14 protein-coding genes are annotated in these 13,739 nt (G+C 65.5%); 8 read left to right on the forward strand and 6 right to left on the reverse strand.

Annotated elements, in window-relative coordinates; genetic code table 11:
* Positions 1 to 12: 12 nt before the first annotated feature.
* A complete protein-coding gene (locus tag H4W01_RS18045; RefSeq protein ID WP_209612727.1) occupies positions 13 to 1,386 on the forward strand; it encodes a cytochrome P450 in 1,374 nt (457 codons plus the stop codon).
* Positions 1,387 to 1,413: 27 nt separating this feature from the next.
* Here the strand turns inward: H4W01_RS18045 and H4W01_RS18050 are convergent, their stop codons facing one another.
* Positions 1,414 to 2,502, reverse strand: a complete 1,089-nt coding sequence (locus H4W01_RS18050) for an alkene reductase (RefSeq protein WP_209612728.1) — start codon at positions 2,500 to 2,502, stop codon at positions 1,414 to 1,416.
* A 54-nt stretch (positions 2,503 to 2,556) separates the two neighbouring features.
* Between H4W01_RS18050 and H4W01_RS18055 the strand changes: the two genes are divergently transcribed.
* The 6 genes from H4W01_RS18055 to H4W01_RS18080 are packed head-to-tail and all read left to right on the forward strand — an operon-like array spanning position 2,557 to position 8,508.
* The gene (locus H4W01_RS18055) at positions 2,557 to 3,471 is read left to right on the forward strand and encodes a DMT family transporter (protein ID WP_334685336.1); all 915 of its coding nucleotides are present in this window, start codon (positions 2,557 to 2,559) and stop codon (positions 3,469 to 3,471) included.
* A gap of 9 nt (positions 3,472 to 3,480) precedes the next feature.
* Positions 3,481 to 4,158, forward strand: coding sequence for a COQ9 family protein (locus tag H4W01_RS18060; protein WP_209612729.1), 678 nt, complete (start codon positions 3,481 to 3,483; stop codon positions 4,156 to 4,158).
* A 57-nt stretch (positions 4,159 to 4,215) separates the two neighbouring features.
* Positions 4,216 to 4,503 carry a FeoA family protein gene (locus H4W01_RS18065; RefSeq protein ID WP_209612730.1) on the forward strand — a complete coding sequence of 96 codons (288 nt, stop codon included), beginning with the start codon at positions 4,216 to 4,218 and terminating at the stop codon, positions 4,501 to 4,503.
* Position 4,504: 1 nt separating this feature from the next.
* Positions 4,505 to 6,379, forward strand: coding sequence for a ferrous iron transporter B (gene feoB, locus H4W01_RS18070; RefSeq protein WP_209612731.1), 1,875 nt, complete (start codon positions 4,505 to 4,507; stop codon positions 6,377 to 6,379).
* 24 nt (positions 6,380 to 6,403) lie between these two features.
* Positions 6,404 to 6,952, forward strand: coding sequence for a single-stranded DNA-binding protein (gene ssb, locus H4W01_RS18075; RefSeq protein WP_209612732.1), 549 nt, complete (start codon positions 6,404 to 6,406; stop codon positions 6,950 to 6,952).
* A 56-nt stretch (positions 6,953 to 7,008) separates the two neighbouring features.
* A complete protein-coding gene (locus tag H4W01_RS18080; RefSeq protein WP_209613442.1) occupies positions 7,009 to 8,508 on the forward strand; it encodes a PAS domain-containing protein in 1,500 nt (499 codons plus the stop codon).
* 3 nt (positions 8,509 to 8,511) lie between these two features.
* On the opposite strand, the gene H4W01_RS18085 is transcribed toward H4W01_RS18080, so the two are convergent.
* The 5 genes from H4W01_RS18085 to H4W01_RS18105 form a co-directional block, all read right to left on the reverse strand.
* Positions 8,512 to 8,907: a response regulator gene (locus tag H4W01_RS18085; protein WP_010405869.1), complete on the reverse strand. Its 396-nt coding sequence runs from the start codon at positions 8,905 to 8,907 to the stop codon at positions 8,512 to 8,514.
* Between the two features lie 74 nt (positions 8,908 to 8,981).
* Entirely contained in the window at positions 8,982 to 9,584 is a 603-nt protein-coding gene (gene metW / locus H4W01_RS18090; RefSeq protein ID WP_010405870.1) for a methionine biosynthesis protein MetW, read from the reverse strand.
* Entirely contained in the window at positions 9,581 to 10,006 is a 426-nt protein-coding gene (locus tag H4W01_RS18095; protein WP_209612733.1) for a GNAT family N-acetyltransferase, read from the reverse strand. Before H4W01_RS18095 ends, metW begins: the two co-directional genes overlap by 4 nt.
* Positions 10,003 to 11,136, reverse strand: a complete 1,134-nt coding sequence (gene metX / locus H4W01_RS18100; protein ID WP_010405872.1) for a homoserine O-acetyltransferase MetX — start codon at positions 11,134 to 11,136, stop codon at positions 10,003 to 10,005. Before metX ends, H4W01_RS18095 begins: the two co-directional genes overlap by 4 nt.
* Before the next feature lie 27 nt (positions 11,137 to 11,163).
* Positions 11,164 to 12,735, reverse strand: coding sequence for a flavin monoamine oxidase family protein (locus H4W01_RS18105; protein WP_209612734.1), 1,572 nt, complete (start codon positions 12,733 to 12,735; stop codon positions 11,164 to 11,166).
* An 85-nt stretch (positions 12,736 to 12,820) separates the two neighbouring features.
* On the opposite strand from H4W01_RS18105, the gene H4W01_RS18110 reads away from it, so the two are divergent.
* Positions 12,821 to 13,729 (forward strand): prephenate/arogenate dehydrogenase family protein, encoded by a 909-nt coding sequence (locus tag H4W01_RS18110; RefSeq protein WP_209613443.1) that lies wholly within the window; start codon positions 12,821 to 12,823, stop codon positions 13,727 to 13,729.
* The last annotated feature ends 10 nt before the right edge of the window (positions 13,730 to 13,739 follow it).

Raw genomic sequence — 13,739 nt, forward strand, 5'->3', positions numbered from 1 at the left:
GGAGAGTGATCGATGGCCTATGCGCACACCTTTCAGGCGAACCCCCATTGGCTGCCCCGCCAGAAGCAGTCCGCGATCCATGCCATTCCCGGCGAGGACGGGCTGCCTTTCATTGGCAATACCTTCCGCATGCTCCGCGATCCCGTCGCCTTCGGCAAACGGATGATCGACACGTACGGCCCGGTGTTCCGCAACAATGCCTTTGGCGGCCCGACCGTGACGCTGGTTGGCCCCGATGCCAACGAACTGGTGCTGTTCGACCGCGACCGCGTGTTTTCGTCCGAACAAGGCTGGGGGCCGCTGCTCAATTTGCTCTTCCCGCGCGGGCTGATGCTGATGGATTTCGAAAAGCACCGCGCCGACCGCAAGGTGATGGCGGTGGCGTTCAAGCCCGAGCCGATGCGGCATTATGCCGAGACGCTGAATGCCGGGATTTCGCGCGCGGTCGCGACCTGGGGCAACAAACCCGTTCGCTTCTATGATGCGATCAAGGAACTGACGCTCGATCTGGCGGCAGAGAGCTTTCTCGGCATGCTGCTCGGGCCCGAGGCGACGCGGATCAACCAGGCCTTTGTCGATGAAGTGCAAGCGTCGATCACGCCGATCCGCATTCCGCTACCGGGATCGCAAATGCGCAAAGGCGTGCGCGCGCGCGCGTATCTGATCGACCTGTTCGCGCGCGAAATTCCCGCGCGGCGGGCCGGACAAGGCCAGGATTTCTTCTCGCAATTCTGCCGCGCGACCGGCGATGACGGCCAGCCGCTGCCCGCCGATGCGATTGCCGATCATATGAACTTCCTGATGATGGCGGCGCACGACACCATCACCTCCTCGGCGACCAGCCTGATCATGCTGCTGGGGCGCAATCCGGAGTGGCAGGAGAAACTCCGCGCCGAGATCGCCGACCTTGGCATGAATGCAGAGGGTGCGCTGCCGTATAGCCAGCTCGACCGGCTCGAATTGACCGACATGGCGTTCAAGGAAGCGCTACGGCTGATCCCGCCAGTGCCCTCGCTGCCGCGACGCTCGATCAAGCCGTTCGATTTCGGCGGCTATCACATTCCGGCGGGCACCACCGTCAGCGTGAGCGTCGCTTATACCCACACCATGCCCGAGCTGTGGCCCGATCCGCAGCGCTTCGACCCGCTGCGCTTCACGCCTGAAGCGGTGCGCGCACGGCACAAATATGCGTGGGTTCCCTTTGGCGGCGGCGCGCATATGTGCCTGGGGCTGCATTTCGCGACAATGCAGATCCGCATTCTGGTGGCGCAATTGCTCAACCGCTACCGCATCGAACTCGACGAGGGCGCGGGCGCGCAGTGGCAGGCCTGGCCGATCCCACGACCGAAGGATGGCCTGCCACTACGCTTTGTCCCGCTTGGCTGATCCTCCCCGGCGCGGGGAGGATCGGCGTTACGCCGTCGCCGTTTCCAGCGCGGGATAGTCGCTATAGCCTTCCGCGCCTTGGCTATACCACGTCGCGGGATTGCCCTCCGCCAGCGGCGCGCCCGTGCGCAGGCGTTCGGGCAGGTCGGGATTGCTGATGAATGGGCGACCGAAGGCAATGGCATCGGCCACCCCCGAATCGATCGCCGCCTGGGCTTGCTCTACGGTGCGATAATCCGAGTTGAGCACCAGGGGCTTGGAGAAGACCTGGCGGATCGCCGGGCTGACCTTGGGCACGTCGGTGCGGCCGAAGGTGCCGTCGGGGCCCGGTTCGCGCAGTTCGAGGAAGGCGATGCCGATCTCGTCGAGCGCCTTCGCCGCCGCCGTGAACAAGGCTACCGGGTTGCTGTCATCGACGCCTTGCGAATCGCCATTGGGCGACAGGCGGATCGAGGTGCGCTCGGTCCCCGCGACAGAGGCAACGCGCTCGGTCACTTCGCGCATCAGGCGGATGCGATTTTCGATGCTGCCGCCATAAATGTCATCGCGGAAATTGGCGTTGTCGCGCAGGAACTGGTCGATCAGATAGCCGTTCGCGCCGTGGATCTGCACCCCGTCGAAGCCCGCGCGGAGCGCGTTCTTCGTGGCATGTTCGTAATCGGCCAGCAGGCGCGGGATTTCGGCGAGTTCGAGCGGGCGCGCGACTTCGAAATCCTTCTTGCCTTCATAGGTGTGCGCCTGGCCTGCGGTGCGCGTGGCGGAGGACGAAACCGGCTGAACGCCGGTGACCGACGAATGCACCTGCCGCCCCATATGCCACAATTGCACGACGATATGCCCGCCGCTCGCATGGACTGAATCGGTGACGGCTTTCCAATGCTCGACCTGTTCGTCGGTCCACAGGCCCGGTGCAAACGGCCAGCCCAGACCTTCGCGGCTGATGCCGGTTGCTTCGGTGATGATCAGCCCGGCGCTCGCGCGCTGGGTATAATAATCGACCATGATGTCGGTGGGAACGGCTTCGCGCGTGGCGCGCCCGCGCGTCAGCGGTGCCATCAGGATCCGGTTGGGGGCATGGATCGTACCGAGCTGGATCGGGTCGAAGAGGCTGGGCATTGCGGACAAGTCCTTTTGCTGTGACGCACCATAAATAGGGGGCTACAGGGCGGCATGCACGATACCCAGCGCAAAAGAATAACTGTTACGCCTGCAATATCCGCCAGCACGCTCGCGCTTCTTGCAGTGATTGTCGCCAATGCGGCGCTGGCCTTCGGGCCGTGGTTCGTGCGTTTGTCCGATACCGGCCCGGTCGCGTCCGCCTTCTGGCGGATCACCCTCGCCGCGCCATTGCTCGTCGGGGCGGCCTTGTCGCCGCATTGGCACGCCGTGGGCACCACGCCGCGCCGCCTTTCGCCCGGCCTGTGGTGGATGATCGCGCTGGGCGGCCTGTGCTTTGCCGCCGATCTGGCGAGCTGGCACCTCGGCATCCTGCGCACCACGCTCGCCAATGCGACCTTGCTCGGCAATGTCGCGACGCTGATGTTCCCACTCTATGGCTTCGTCATCATGCGGGCGTGGCCAACGCGCCTGCAGGGCTTTGCCTTGGCCCTCGCCGCGATTGGCGCGGGGCTGCTGCTGGGGCGGTCCTATCAGCTCGACCCGCAGCATCTCGTCGGCGACCTGCTCTGCCTTCTCGCCGGGTTGCTCTATACGGCCTATTTCATCCTCATGGCGCGGGTGCGCGCGGTGCTCGCCCCGCTCCCGGCGCTGGCGCTGTCGACGGCGGCGAGCATCGTGCCCTTGCTGTGCTTTGCGCTGCTGCTCGGCGAGAAACTGCTGCCAACCGATTGGGCACCGCTGATCGGCCTTGCGCTGGTGAGCCAGATCGTCGGCCAGGGGTTGATGATCTATGGGCTCGGGCGTTTGCCGCCATTGACGGTCGGGCTTGCCCTGCTCGTGCAGCCGATGGTCGGCACGCTGATTGGCTGGATCGTCTATCACGAACAGCTCGGTTGGGCCGACGGGATCGGCACGCTGCTGGTCGCGGTTGCGCTGGTGCTGGTCAGCCGCCGCGCGCGCGCCTAGATAAACAGCATGACAGACTCGATCGCCCCCACGCCGCTGGCCGATGCAACGCTCGATGAAATCCGCGCAGCCCTCGCCCCGCTGATCGCCGCCAATGCCGGGTTTGACGGGTGGGGCGACGACGCGCGCGATCTCGCGGCCGACAGTGCCGGGGTCGACCGCGATGTCGCGCGACTCGCCTTTCCCGGTGGTGCGGTCGACATGGTGGAGGCATGGTTCGCGCATATCGACGCTGCGATGGTGCAGAGCCTGCCGGCCGAGCGGCTCGCGACGATGAAGATTCGCGACAAGATCACCGCGCTGGTCGAGGCGCGCTTGGCCGAAACCGCGCCTGACCGCGAGGCGCTGCGGCGCGCGCTCGCGCTGCTCGCTTTGCCCCAGAACGCCGCGCGCGGGGTGAAGCTCGGCTGGCACGCCGCCGACGTGATGTGGCGCGCCGCCGGGGATGTGGCGACCGACTATAACCACTATACCAAGCGCGCGATGCTGGCGGCGGTGTACGGGGCGACCGTCACGGTGTTCCTCGACGACGAAAGCGACGGCTATGCCGACACCCGCGCCTTTCTCGCGCGGCGGATCGCGGGGATCATGCAGTTCGAGAAAGCCAAGGCGAAGCTGCTCGGCCGCACCGAATTGCGCCCGAGCCTGTCGCGCTTCATCGGACGACTGCGCTACCCCGCCGTTTGAGAGTGATTCGCATTTAAAGCTGGTATTGCGCTCGCGTCATTGATAATCAGTCGCATCATGGATATGTCCAACCCGGTGAAGACTGCGTCGTCGCTTCCATTGCTCAGCCTCGAGTCGCTGCCGCAGCGGCAGTGCGCAACGGTGTCCGCGATCGATTGGGCACATTTGTCGACCCCCGAAGCGCGGCGCTTGCGCGAACTGGGTTTCGATGAAGGCGTCGGCGTCGAGGTGCTGCACCGCGCCAGCCTCGGCAAGGGGCCGATCGCGTGCCGGATCGGGCGGATGACCGTCGCGCTGCGCCGCGCCGTCGCGGGTGCCGTCCTCGTTTCGCCCGTCACGCGCTAACATGCCCCCCGTCCCCGGTGCCGCGCCCTTGGTGGCGCTGGTCGGCAATCCCAATGCCGGCAAGAGCGCGCTGTTCAATGCCCTCACCGGCGCGCGCCAGAAGGTCGGCAATTATCCGGGCGTGACGGTCGAACGCCATTCGGGCAAATTGGCGCTGCCCGATGGCCGCATCGTCGATCTGGTCGATCTGCCGGGGGCCTATAGCCTCGAACCGTCGAGCCCCGACGAGCGCGTGACGCGCGACTTCGTGACCGGCACGCAAGTCGGCGAACGCTTGCCCGATGCGCTGGTGGTGGTGGTCGATGCCTCCAATCTCGACAATCATTTGCGCTTCACGCTGCAATTGATCGCGCTCGGGCTGCCGGTGGTGGTGGCGCTCAACATGTTCGATCTGGCCGAACGCGACGGGCTGACGCTCGATCCGGCACGGCTGTCAACCGAACTCGGCGTGCCTGTTGTGGCGACGGTGGCGGTCCGGCGGCGCGGGCTCGACGAGTTGAAGGCGAAGCTCGGAACGATCATCGACGAAGGTGCCGCGATCCGGCTGCGGCCGAGCAATGGCACGATCGGCGAGGACATCGTCACGCTGCAGCGCCGCGCGCGCAAGATTGCCGCTGCGGCAACCGTATCGGAGGCCCCGGTACGGCGCTGGACGCACGCGCTCGATTCGGTCGCCTTGCACCCGATCTTTGGGCTGATGCTGCTGTTTGCGATCCTGTTCGTGATGTTCCAGGCGGTGTTTTATGCAGGCGCCGACCCGGCTGACGCGATTGCCGCCGGGTTTGACTGGCTGAGCGCCCAGGTGAAGGGCGCGATGCCCGATTCGGTGCTGCGCTCGCTCATTACCGATGGCATCATCGCCGGCGTCGGTGCGGTGGTGAAGTTCCTGCCGCAGATCCTGATCATGTTCTTCTTCATCCTGGTGCTGGAGGCGAGCGGCTATATGGTCCGTGCTGCCTTCCTGATGGACCGGGTGATGGCGAGCGTCGGCCTGTCGGGGCGCGCGTTCATCCCGCTGCTGTCGAGCTTCGCCTGCGCCGTCCCCGGCATCATGTCGACGCGCACGATCGAGGATGAGAAGGACCGGTTGACCACCATTCTGGTCGCGCCGTTGATGACCTGTTCGGCGCGGCTGCCCGTCTACACGCTGGTGATTGGCGCACTGATCCCCAACACCAAGGTGCTGCCGTTCGTTGGCTTGCAGGGGCTGGTGATGCTCGGCCTTTACATCATGGGCGTAGTCGGGGCGTTCGTCGTGGCGCTGGTGCTGCGCCGCACGGTGACCAAGGGCGCGTCTTCGGGCTTCATGATGGAAATGCCCAAATATCAGCTGCCGCGCGCGCGCGACCTGGCGCTGGGCCTGTGGAGCCGCGCCGAGATTTTCCTGAAGCGTGCGGGCACGACCATTGCCTTCACCACGATCGTGCTGTGGGCGCTGCTGAGCTTCCCCAAGCCGCCCGAGGGCAGCCCGGTCTCGGCGGTCAATTATTCGGTCGCCGGGCGCATCGCCAACACCATCGAGCCCGCCTTCCGCCCGATCGGCTTCAACCGCGACATCGTGCTGGCGCTGATCCCGGCAATGGCGGCGCGCGAGGTTGCGGTCGCCGCGCTCGGCACCGTCTATGCCATTGATACCGCAGGCGACAAGGATGAGGCCAAGATGGCGCAGACGCTGCACGCGCGCTGGAGCCTGCCGACCGCGCTCGCCTTTTTGATGTGGTTCGTGTTCGCGCCGCAATGCATCTCGACGATTGCCGTCACACGGCGGGAGACCAATGGCTGGAAGTGGCCTGCCTTCATGGTTGGCTATTTGTTCGCGCTCGCCTACATCGCTGCAGGAGCGGTTTATTGGGCCGCCATCGGACTCGGGCTTTAGCCCCGGACAGCGCAGGAACAGACTATGGCGGGCGGCAGCGTCAACAAGGTAATCATCGTCGGCAATCTCGGGCGCGACCCGGAAAGCCGCACCTTCCAGAATGGCGGCAAGGTCGTGAACCTGCGCATCGCCACGTCGGAAACGTGGAAGGACAAGAATACCGGCGAGCGCAAGGAACAGACCGAATGGCATTCGGTCGCGATCTTCAACGAAGCGCTGGGCGGCGTGGCCGAGCGCTATCTGCGCAAGGGCTCCAAGGTCTATATCGAAGGCGCGCTGAAGACGCGCAAATGGCAGGACGCCAGCGGTGCCGACAAATATTCGACCGAGATCGTGCTGCAGGGCTTTAACGGCGTGCTGACGATGCTCGACGGTGCGCCCGGTTCGGGCGGCGGCGGTGGCGGCGGGGGCCCGCGCGACGATTTCGGCGGCAATGACGATTTCGGTGGCGGCTCCAGCGGCGGTTATGGTGGCGGCAATCGTGGTGGGTCGCGCGGCGGCGGGGCCCCGGCCGGTGGCGGTGCAGCGCGCGGCGGCTTTGCCGACGATCTCGACGACGACGTGCCGTTCTGAACCGAACGCGCGCCGCCGCGTTACGCTCTGCAATGACTGACTCCCCCTCTCCCGCCATGTCCAACAGCTCGGGCTGGCGGAATGACGAACGCGCGCGCGCAGCTGCCATCGCCGAATATGGGTTGGAGGGGCTGCGCGACGACGCCGCGCTGAAGCGGATCACCGATTTTGCGGCGGCGCTGTGCGACGCGCCGATTGCCTTGGTCAGCATCGTCGAGGAGCACCGCCAGACGTTCCTGTCGCGAACGGGGGTCGAGGCGACCGAGACTCCCAGGGAAACCTCGTTTTGCGCGCACGCGATGGTGCTCGACGATCTTCTCGAAGTTCCAGACGCGACGCGCGATCCGCGCTTTGCCGACAATGCGCTGGTTACGGGCCCGCTTGGAATTCGCTTTTACGCGGGCGTGCCGCTTGTCCGCGAGGACGGGCTCCCGCTGGGCGCGCTGTGCGTGATCGATACGGCACCGCGCGCTGGCCTGAACGACCTTCAGCGTCAGGGGCTGCGCGTGCTTGCCGCCGACGTTCTGGCACGACTGAGCGACAACCGGAGCGCCGCGCAATCGCGCGCTGCGCTCGATGATAGCGAAGGGCGCTTTCGCGTCCTTGCCGACACGATGCCGCAAATGGTCTGGTCAACCCGACCCGACGGTTTCCATGATTATTACAATGCCCGCTGGTATGAATTTACCGGAATGCCGGTGGGGTCGACCGATGGCGCGGAATGGAACGGCATGTTTCACCCGGACGACCAGGATCGCGCCTGGGCGATATGGCAGGAATCGCTGGCAACCGGCGCGCCATATCAGATCGAATATCGCCTGCGCCGCGCCGACGGCCAATATCGCTGGACGCTCGGCCGCGCGCTGCCCATGTATGACGAGAGCGGCACGATCGTTCGCTGGTTCGGCACCTGCACCGATATTCACGAGCAAAAGGAAGCCAGCGAGCAGCGCGAAATCGTCGCGCACGAGCTGAGCCACCGCATCAAGAATATCTTCGCGGTGATTTCAGGTTTGATCAACTTGTCCGCGCGCAGCAACCCCGGTTTTGGCCCGATCGCCAGCGACTTGCGCGAGCGCGTCACGGCGCTCGGCCGCGCGCATGATTTCGTGCGCCCGCACAGTGCGCAGTCGCGCCCGTCAGCGTCGCAGAACAGCCTGCATGGTCTGCTGAGCGAGCTGTTCCTGCCCTATCAGCCCGAAACGTCCCCCCGCATTTTTGTGCAGGGTGCCGATTTCGAAATTGATGACCGCTCGGCGACCCCGCTCGCGTTGCTGTTCCATGAACTTGCCACCAACGCGATGAAATATGGGGCCTTGTCGAGCGACGCTGGCGTGGTTGAGGTCGCGACCCGTCGCGATGGCGAACACGCGGTACTGGAATGGCAGGAGCGCGACGGCCCCGTCGTCACGGTTCCAACCAAGACCGGGTTCGGCTCGCAATTGATCGAACTGAGCGTCGTACGCCAATTGGGCGGGACGATCGAACAGCGTTGGGCACCGGACGGGCTCCGCGTGGCCATCACCATTCCCAACCCGGCGCTGCGCCGGAACTGAGCCTTAGCTGGTGAGCGGAACGAAGTCGCCGGCGGCGACGGTGTCGACCTCGGCCGAGGCGCTGGCGATCGCCGCCGCCGCCAGGATCGCCGCTTCGCTGAACGGCTTGCGGACATAGCCCAGCGCCCCGCTCGGATGCGCGATCTGGCCGGGATTGGCGGTGACGAAGACGACCTTGACCCCATAGTCTTTCGCCAGCGTACGGGCGAGTTCGGGTCCGGTCGGGCCGTCGCGGAGATTGATATCCACCAGCGCGAAACTGCAGTCGCTCGCGGCGTCGAGCGCGCCGTCGCGGTCCGCCGCAATCGCCTTCACCGCATAACCGGCATCAACCAGAATGCGTTCGAGGTCGAGCGCTACAAAAATCTCGTCTTCGACAATCAGGGCGGTGGCGGGCATGGCGTTTTTTCATTCGCATTGGGGGTTTGGGACTATCTAACCCGGTATCGGGGGTGATGGTTCCTTGATCTCGCTCAATCCTTTCGGACGACCCCACCCAATTTGAACACCGCATGTTCGGCCAGCAAGTTCGCCTGCACCGATCCGGTCTGCTGATCGCCGGACAGGAACCAGGCACCCTGCACCTCAATCCCGCGCGCCTTCACGAACGCACGAAAATCCTCGATCGTGACGTGGTGGATGTTGGGGGTATCGAACCATTGCTCCGGCAACAGCCGCGTCACCGGCATCCGCCCGCCCCACAATAGCGACATGCGCACGCGCCAGTGGGCGAAATTGGGAAAGGAGACGAACGCTTGCCGACCGACCCGCAGCAAATGATCGAGCACGACGTCGGGGCGGCGTGCGGTTTGCAGGGTCTGGCTTAGGATCGCGTAATCGAAGCTCGCATCGGGATAATCGGCGAGATCGATATCGGCATCACCCTGAATCACCGACAAGCCGCGCGATACCGCCGCCGCGACATTCGCCGAATCCAGCTCCAGTCCGCGCGCATCGACGCCCTTGCTATCGCGCAGCGCCGCCATCAGCGCGCCATCGCCGCAGCCGACATCGAGAATGCGGCTGCCCGGCGCGACATGGTCGGCGATGATCGCAAGATCTGGACGCAATGTCATCCGCGCAGGCTCGCGGCAAAGGTCGGATCGAGCCGTTCCATATAGTTTTCCGGTCGGAGCGGCGCGTGAAAGCCAAGCGCTGCGTAAACGCCGTGCGCGTCGCGTGTGACCAGGGCGATCCGTCGAATGCCGTGATAGCGCGGATGATCGACGAACCATTGCACCATGCGCCGCCCGAGCCCGGCACCGCGCGCCTTATCGTCGACCCACACGTCGGCGATCCAGGCGAAGGTCGCATAATCGGTGATCGCCCGCGCATAGCCAAGCTGCACCCCATCCCGGTACGCACCGAGACAATGCGACCCGGCGATGGCGCGCTCGACCAGATCACGCGCGATACCCGGCGACCAATAGCTGGAGGCGAGCCAGCCATGCACGCGGGCCACGTCGAGCAGCGCCGTGTCGTCCGACAGTTCGATCATGCCCCTGCCCTCAAAAACCCATCGACCACGCGGTTCATCTCGGGTGCGTCGAGCAGAAAGGCGTCATGGCCGTAAGGGCTCGACAGTTCGACGAAGCTGACCGGCGCGCCCGCTGCATTAAGCGCGTGCACGATCGCGCGCGAGGCCGGGGTCGGATAGAGCCAGTCGGTATCGAAACTGACCAGACAAAAGCGCGCCTTGGTCGCGCGAAAAGCGTTGGCGAGATGCCCGCCATGCTCGCTCGCCAGATCGAAATAATCGGTAGCGCGGGTGATATAGAGGTAGGAATTGGCGTCGAACCGGTCGACGAAGCTGATGCCCTGATGCCGCAAATAGCTTTCGATCTGGAAATCGGCATCGAAACCAAAGCTGATCGCGCCATCGGGCCGATCGGGCCGCTGCTGCAGGCGCCGCCCGAATTTCTCGGTAAGGCCGGCCTCTGACAGATAGGTGATGTGCGCCGCCATGCGGGCCACGGCGAGCCCCGCCGCCGGCGGATCGCCCGTTTCATAATAGGCACCGCCGCGCCACTTCACATCGGCCATGATCGCTTGTCGGCCAACTTCGTGAAACGCGATGTTCTGCGCACTGTGCCGCGCAGTGGACGCAATCACCACGGCGGCGCGCACGCGATCGGGAAAGGTCGCGGGCCAGCTCAGCGCCTGCATCCCGCCCATCGATCCGCCGATCACCGCCGCCAGCGTGGCGATGCCGAGATGATCCAGCAGCAGCGCCTGCGCCCGCACCATGTCGCGAATGGTGATGACCGGAAAGGCCATGCCCCAATGCGTGCCCGTCGCCGGGTTGATCGTCGCCGGGCCGGATGACCCCATGCAACTGCCGATCACATTGGTGCAGATGACGAAATGCCGCGCCGGATCGACGGGTTTGCCCGGGCCCACCATGCGCGCCCACCAGCCGGGCTTGCCGGTCACCGGGTGCGGCGACGCGACATGCTGGTCGCCGGTCAGCGCATGGCAGATCAGCACCGCATTGCTGCGATCGGCGTTCAGCGTACCATAGGTTTCGTAGGCGATCTCGACCGGCGACAGCAGCGCCCCGCCATCGAGCCTGAGCGGCCCGGGCAAACGTACATGGCGGGCAAGCCCGAAACGCGCATCTTCCGTCATTGCGCGCTGGTTAGGATCATGCGGCGATCAACTCAAGCGTCGCGCATGCGCCCGGCTCGCGATGATGGTCGAGGCGGCGAGGCGTCCGGTCTGGGCGCTGCCATTCATATAGCCAGGATATGCGTCGGAGAGATGTTCGCCCGCGAAGAGAACGGGGCCGGCACCCACGGGCGGCTTCACAATGCCATTGACCTCGGTCCAGATCAGCCGCCCGAAGCGCGTCAATTGGCCCGGCCGGAAATTGACATAGGCCCCCATCGCCATCGGATCGCGGTGCCAGTTGGTGCGGCGCACGAACGGCCCGGTCGCGGCCAGCATCCCGGGCACGCCGGGTTCTGCCTGGACGGCATATTTGGCGGTCAGCGATAACGGCTCGGGCCGGTCGGCCGCCGCCACCTGCGCACCGCCCAAAAACCACGTCCACATATCACCCGACGCGCCACCGCCGCGCACGCTGCCGTCCCAGCCGCTTGCCACGCCCGCGCGCGCATTGGTTTGCCAGATGTCGCCGCCGCGCCCGACCACAGCATCCCACGGGCGCGCCGTCATCCCGACCTGGACCTTCATGTTCACGCCCAACCCCACCTCGGCAATGAAGCGTGTCCACAAGGGCGGCAACGGCACGCGAAAATCGATATTGCGCGTGATCGAGGCCGGGGTCGTCACGATCACGTTGGCGGCATCAACGGTCTTGCCATCGGCAAACACCAAGCGAACCCCCGCCCCGAACGGATCGATCCGCGTGACGCGGCGGTTGAGCTGAATACGGGCCGACAACCGCGCCGCCATCGCGTCGATCAACGCACCGCTGCCGCCGGAGATCAGATAGCGCTCGTCGCTGCGCCCGAGAACGTCGATCCGCCGCCCTTTGACCGTCGGCAAGTTGAACACCAGTTCGATCGCCGACGCGTCATCCGGTTCCACCCCATATTCGGTGCGCGCGGTCGCCTCGATCAGGCGGCGGACCCACGGCTCGGGCATCAGATCGGCATGCCGGTCGAGATAATCGGTAAAGCTCAGCGCATCGAGCTCGGGCCCGACCCGCGCATAATCCTGGTCCATCCGTACCGAATCCGCGTCGATTTGCCCGGCAATCCCGCGCAAGGCCGCCGCCAGCTTGCTCTCTGGCACCTCCTTGCCGTCGGCCAGGATCATCGTGCGGTGCGGCGTGCCCTTGCGGTCGATCAGCGCCAGACCGAATTCGCGGGTGAGCGCATGCATATCGGCATGGTCTGTATTGACCAGCTGGGCACCCGCCTCGAACGTCGGCTTGCCCGGCTCGCGTGCGGTATAAACGCGCCCGCCCAGCCGCGCGCGCGCTTCATACAGACGCGCGTCGATCCCGGCGCGGGTGAGGTGCCACAATGCGGTCAACCCGGCGATGCCTCCACCGATGATTGCCACCGGCCCGGCGCTGGGGGTCGCTGCCATGGCCGGGCGCGGCAACGCACTCGCCGCCCCCGCCGCCGCGAGCGCCGCTAAAACCGCGCGCCGCGTCTCGCCTGTTTCCCCCGCAACCGGTGCCGTAAGATGGGCGTCGGTAAGATTGGCCTGTCGTGCCATCGCCATCGCGCGCCAGACCGTTTCACTTCCCCGCATTCCTATCTCCCCACGCGGCCTCCTAGCAGGCCAGGCGGACAACGCCAGCTTGCCATTGGAATGAGCATCCGCCATGCGCGACGCCATGCTGCCCTTTGCCCGCATCACGATCATCGGTATCGGTCTTATCGGCTCCTCGATCGCCCGCGCGGCGCGCGCCGCGATGCCGACCGTCCGGCTGACCGGCTATGATGCCGACCCCGAGGTTCGGGCGATCGCCGATCAGCTCCACCTGTTCGACGATGTCGCCGATAGCAGCGGTGCGGCGGTGATCGACGCCGACCTCGTCATCCTGTGCGTCCCGGTTGGCGCGATGGGGGCAGCCGCCGCCGATTTCGCCGCCGATCTGCCCGCCGACGCCGTGGTCAGCGATGTCGGCAGTTGTAAGGCCGAAGTGCTGCGCGCGCTGAGCGAAGCGCTGCCCGGGGCCACGATCATTCCCGCGCACCCCGTTGCGGGGACCGAGCGCAGCGGCCCCGAAGCAGGCTTTGCGACGCTGTTCCACAAACGCTGGTGCATTCTCACGCCGCCCGAGCATGCCGATCCGCTCGCCATCGCGCGCGTTGCCGAATTCTGGCGCAGATTGGGCGCGGAAATCGAGACGATGGCCCCCGACCATCATGACCGCGTGCTCGCCATTACCAGCCATTTGCCACATCTGATTGCCTATACCATCGTCGGCACGGCCTCCGACATGGAGGAAGTTACCCAATCTGAAGTCATCAAATATTCGGCCGGTGGCTTCCGCGACTTTACCCGCATCGCCGCGTCCGACCCGACGATGTGGCGCGACGTGTTCCTGTCCAATCGCGAGGCGGTGCTCGACATGCTGCAGCGCTTCTCCGAGGATTTGACCGCGCTGCAACGCGCGATCCGTTGGGGCAAAGGCGACGAACTGTTCGATTTGTTCACCAAGACGCGCGCGGTGCGGCGCGGCATTATCGAACAGGGGCAGGACGATCCGGCTCCGGACTTCGGACGCGCGCACGACTAGAAGCGCCTGC

The organism is Sphingomonas sp. PL20, from assembly GCF_017875905.1.
Taxonomy (GTDB): Bacteria; Pseudomonadota; Alphaproteobacteria; order Sphingomonadales; family Sphingomonadaceae; genus Sphingomonas; species Sphingomonas echinoides.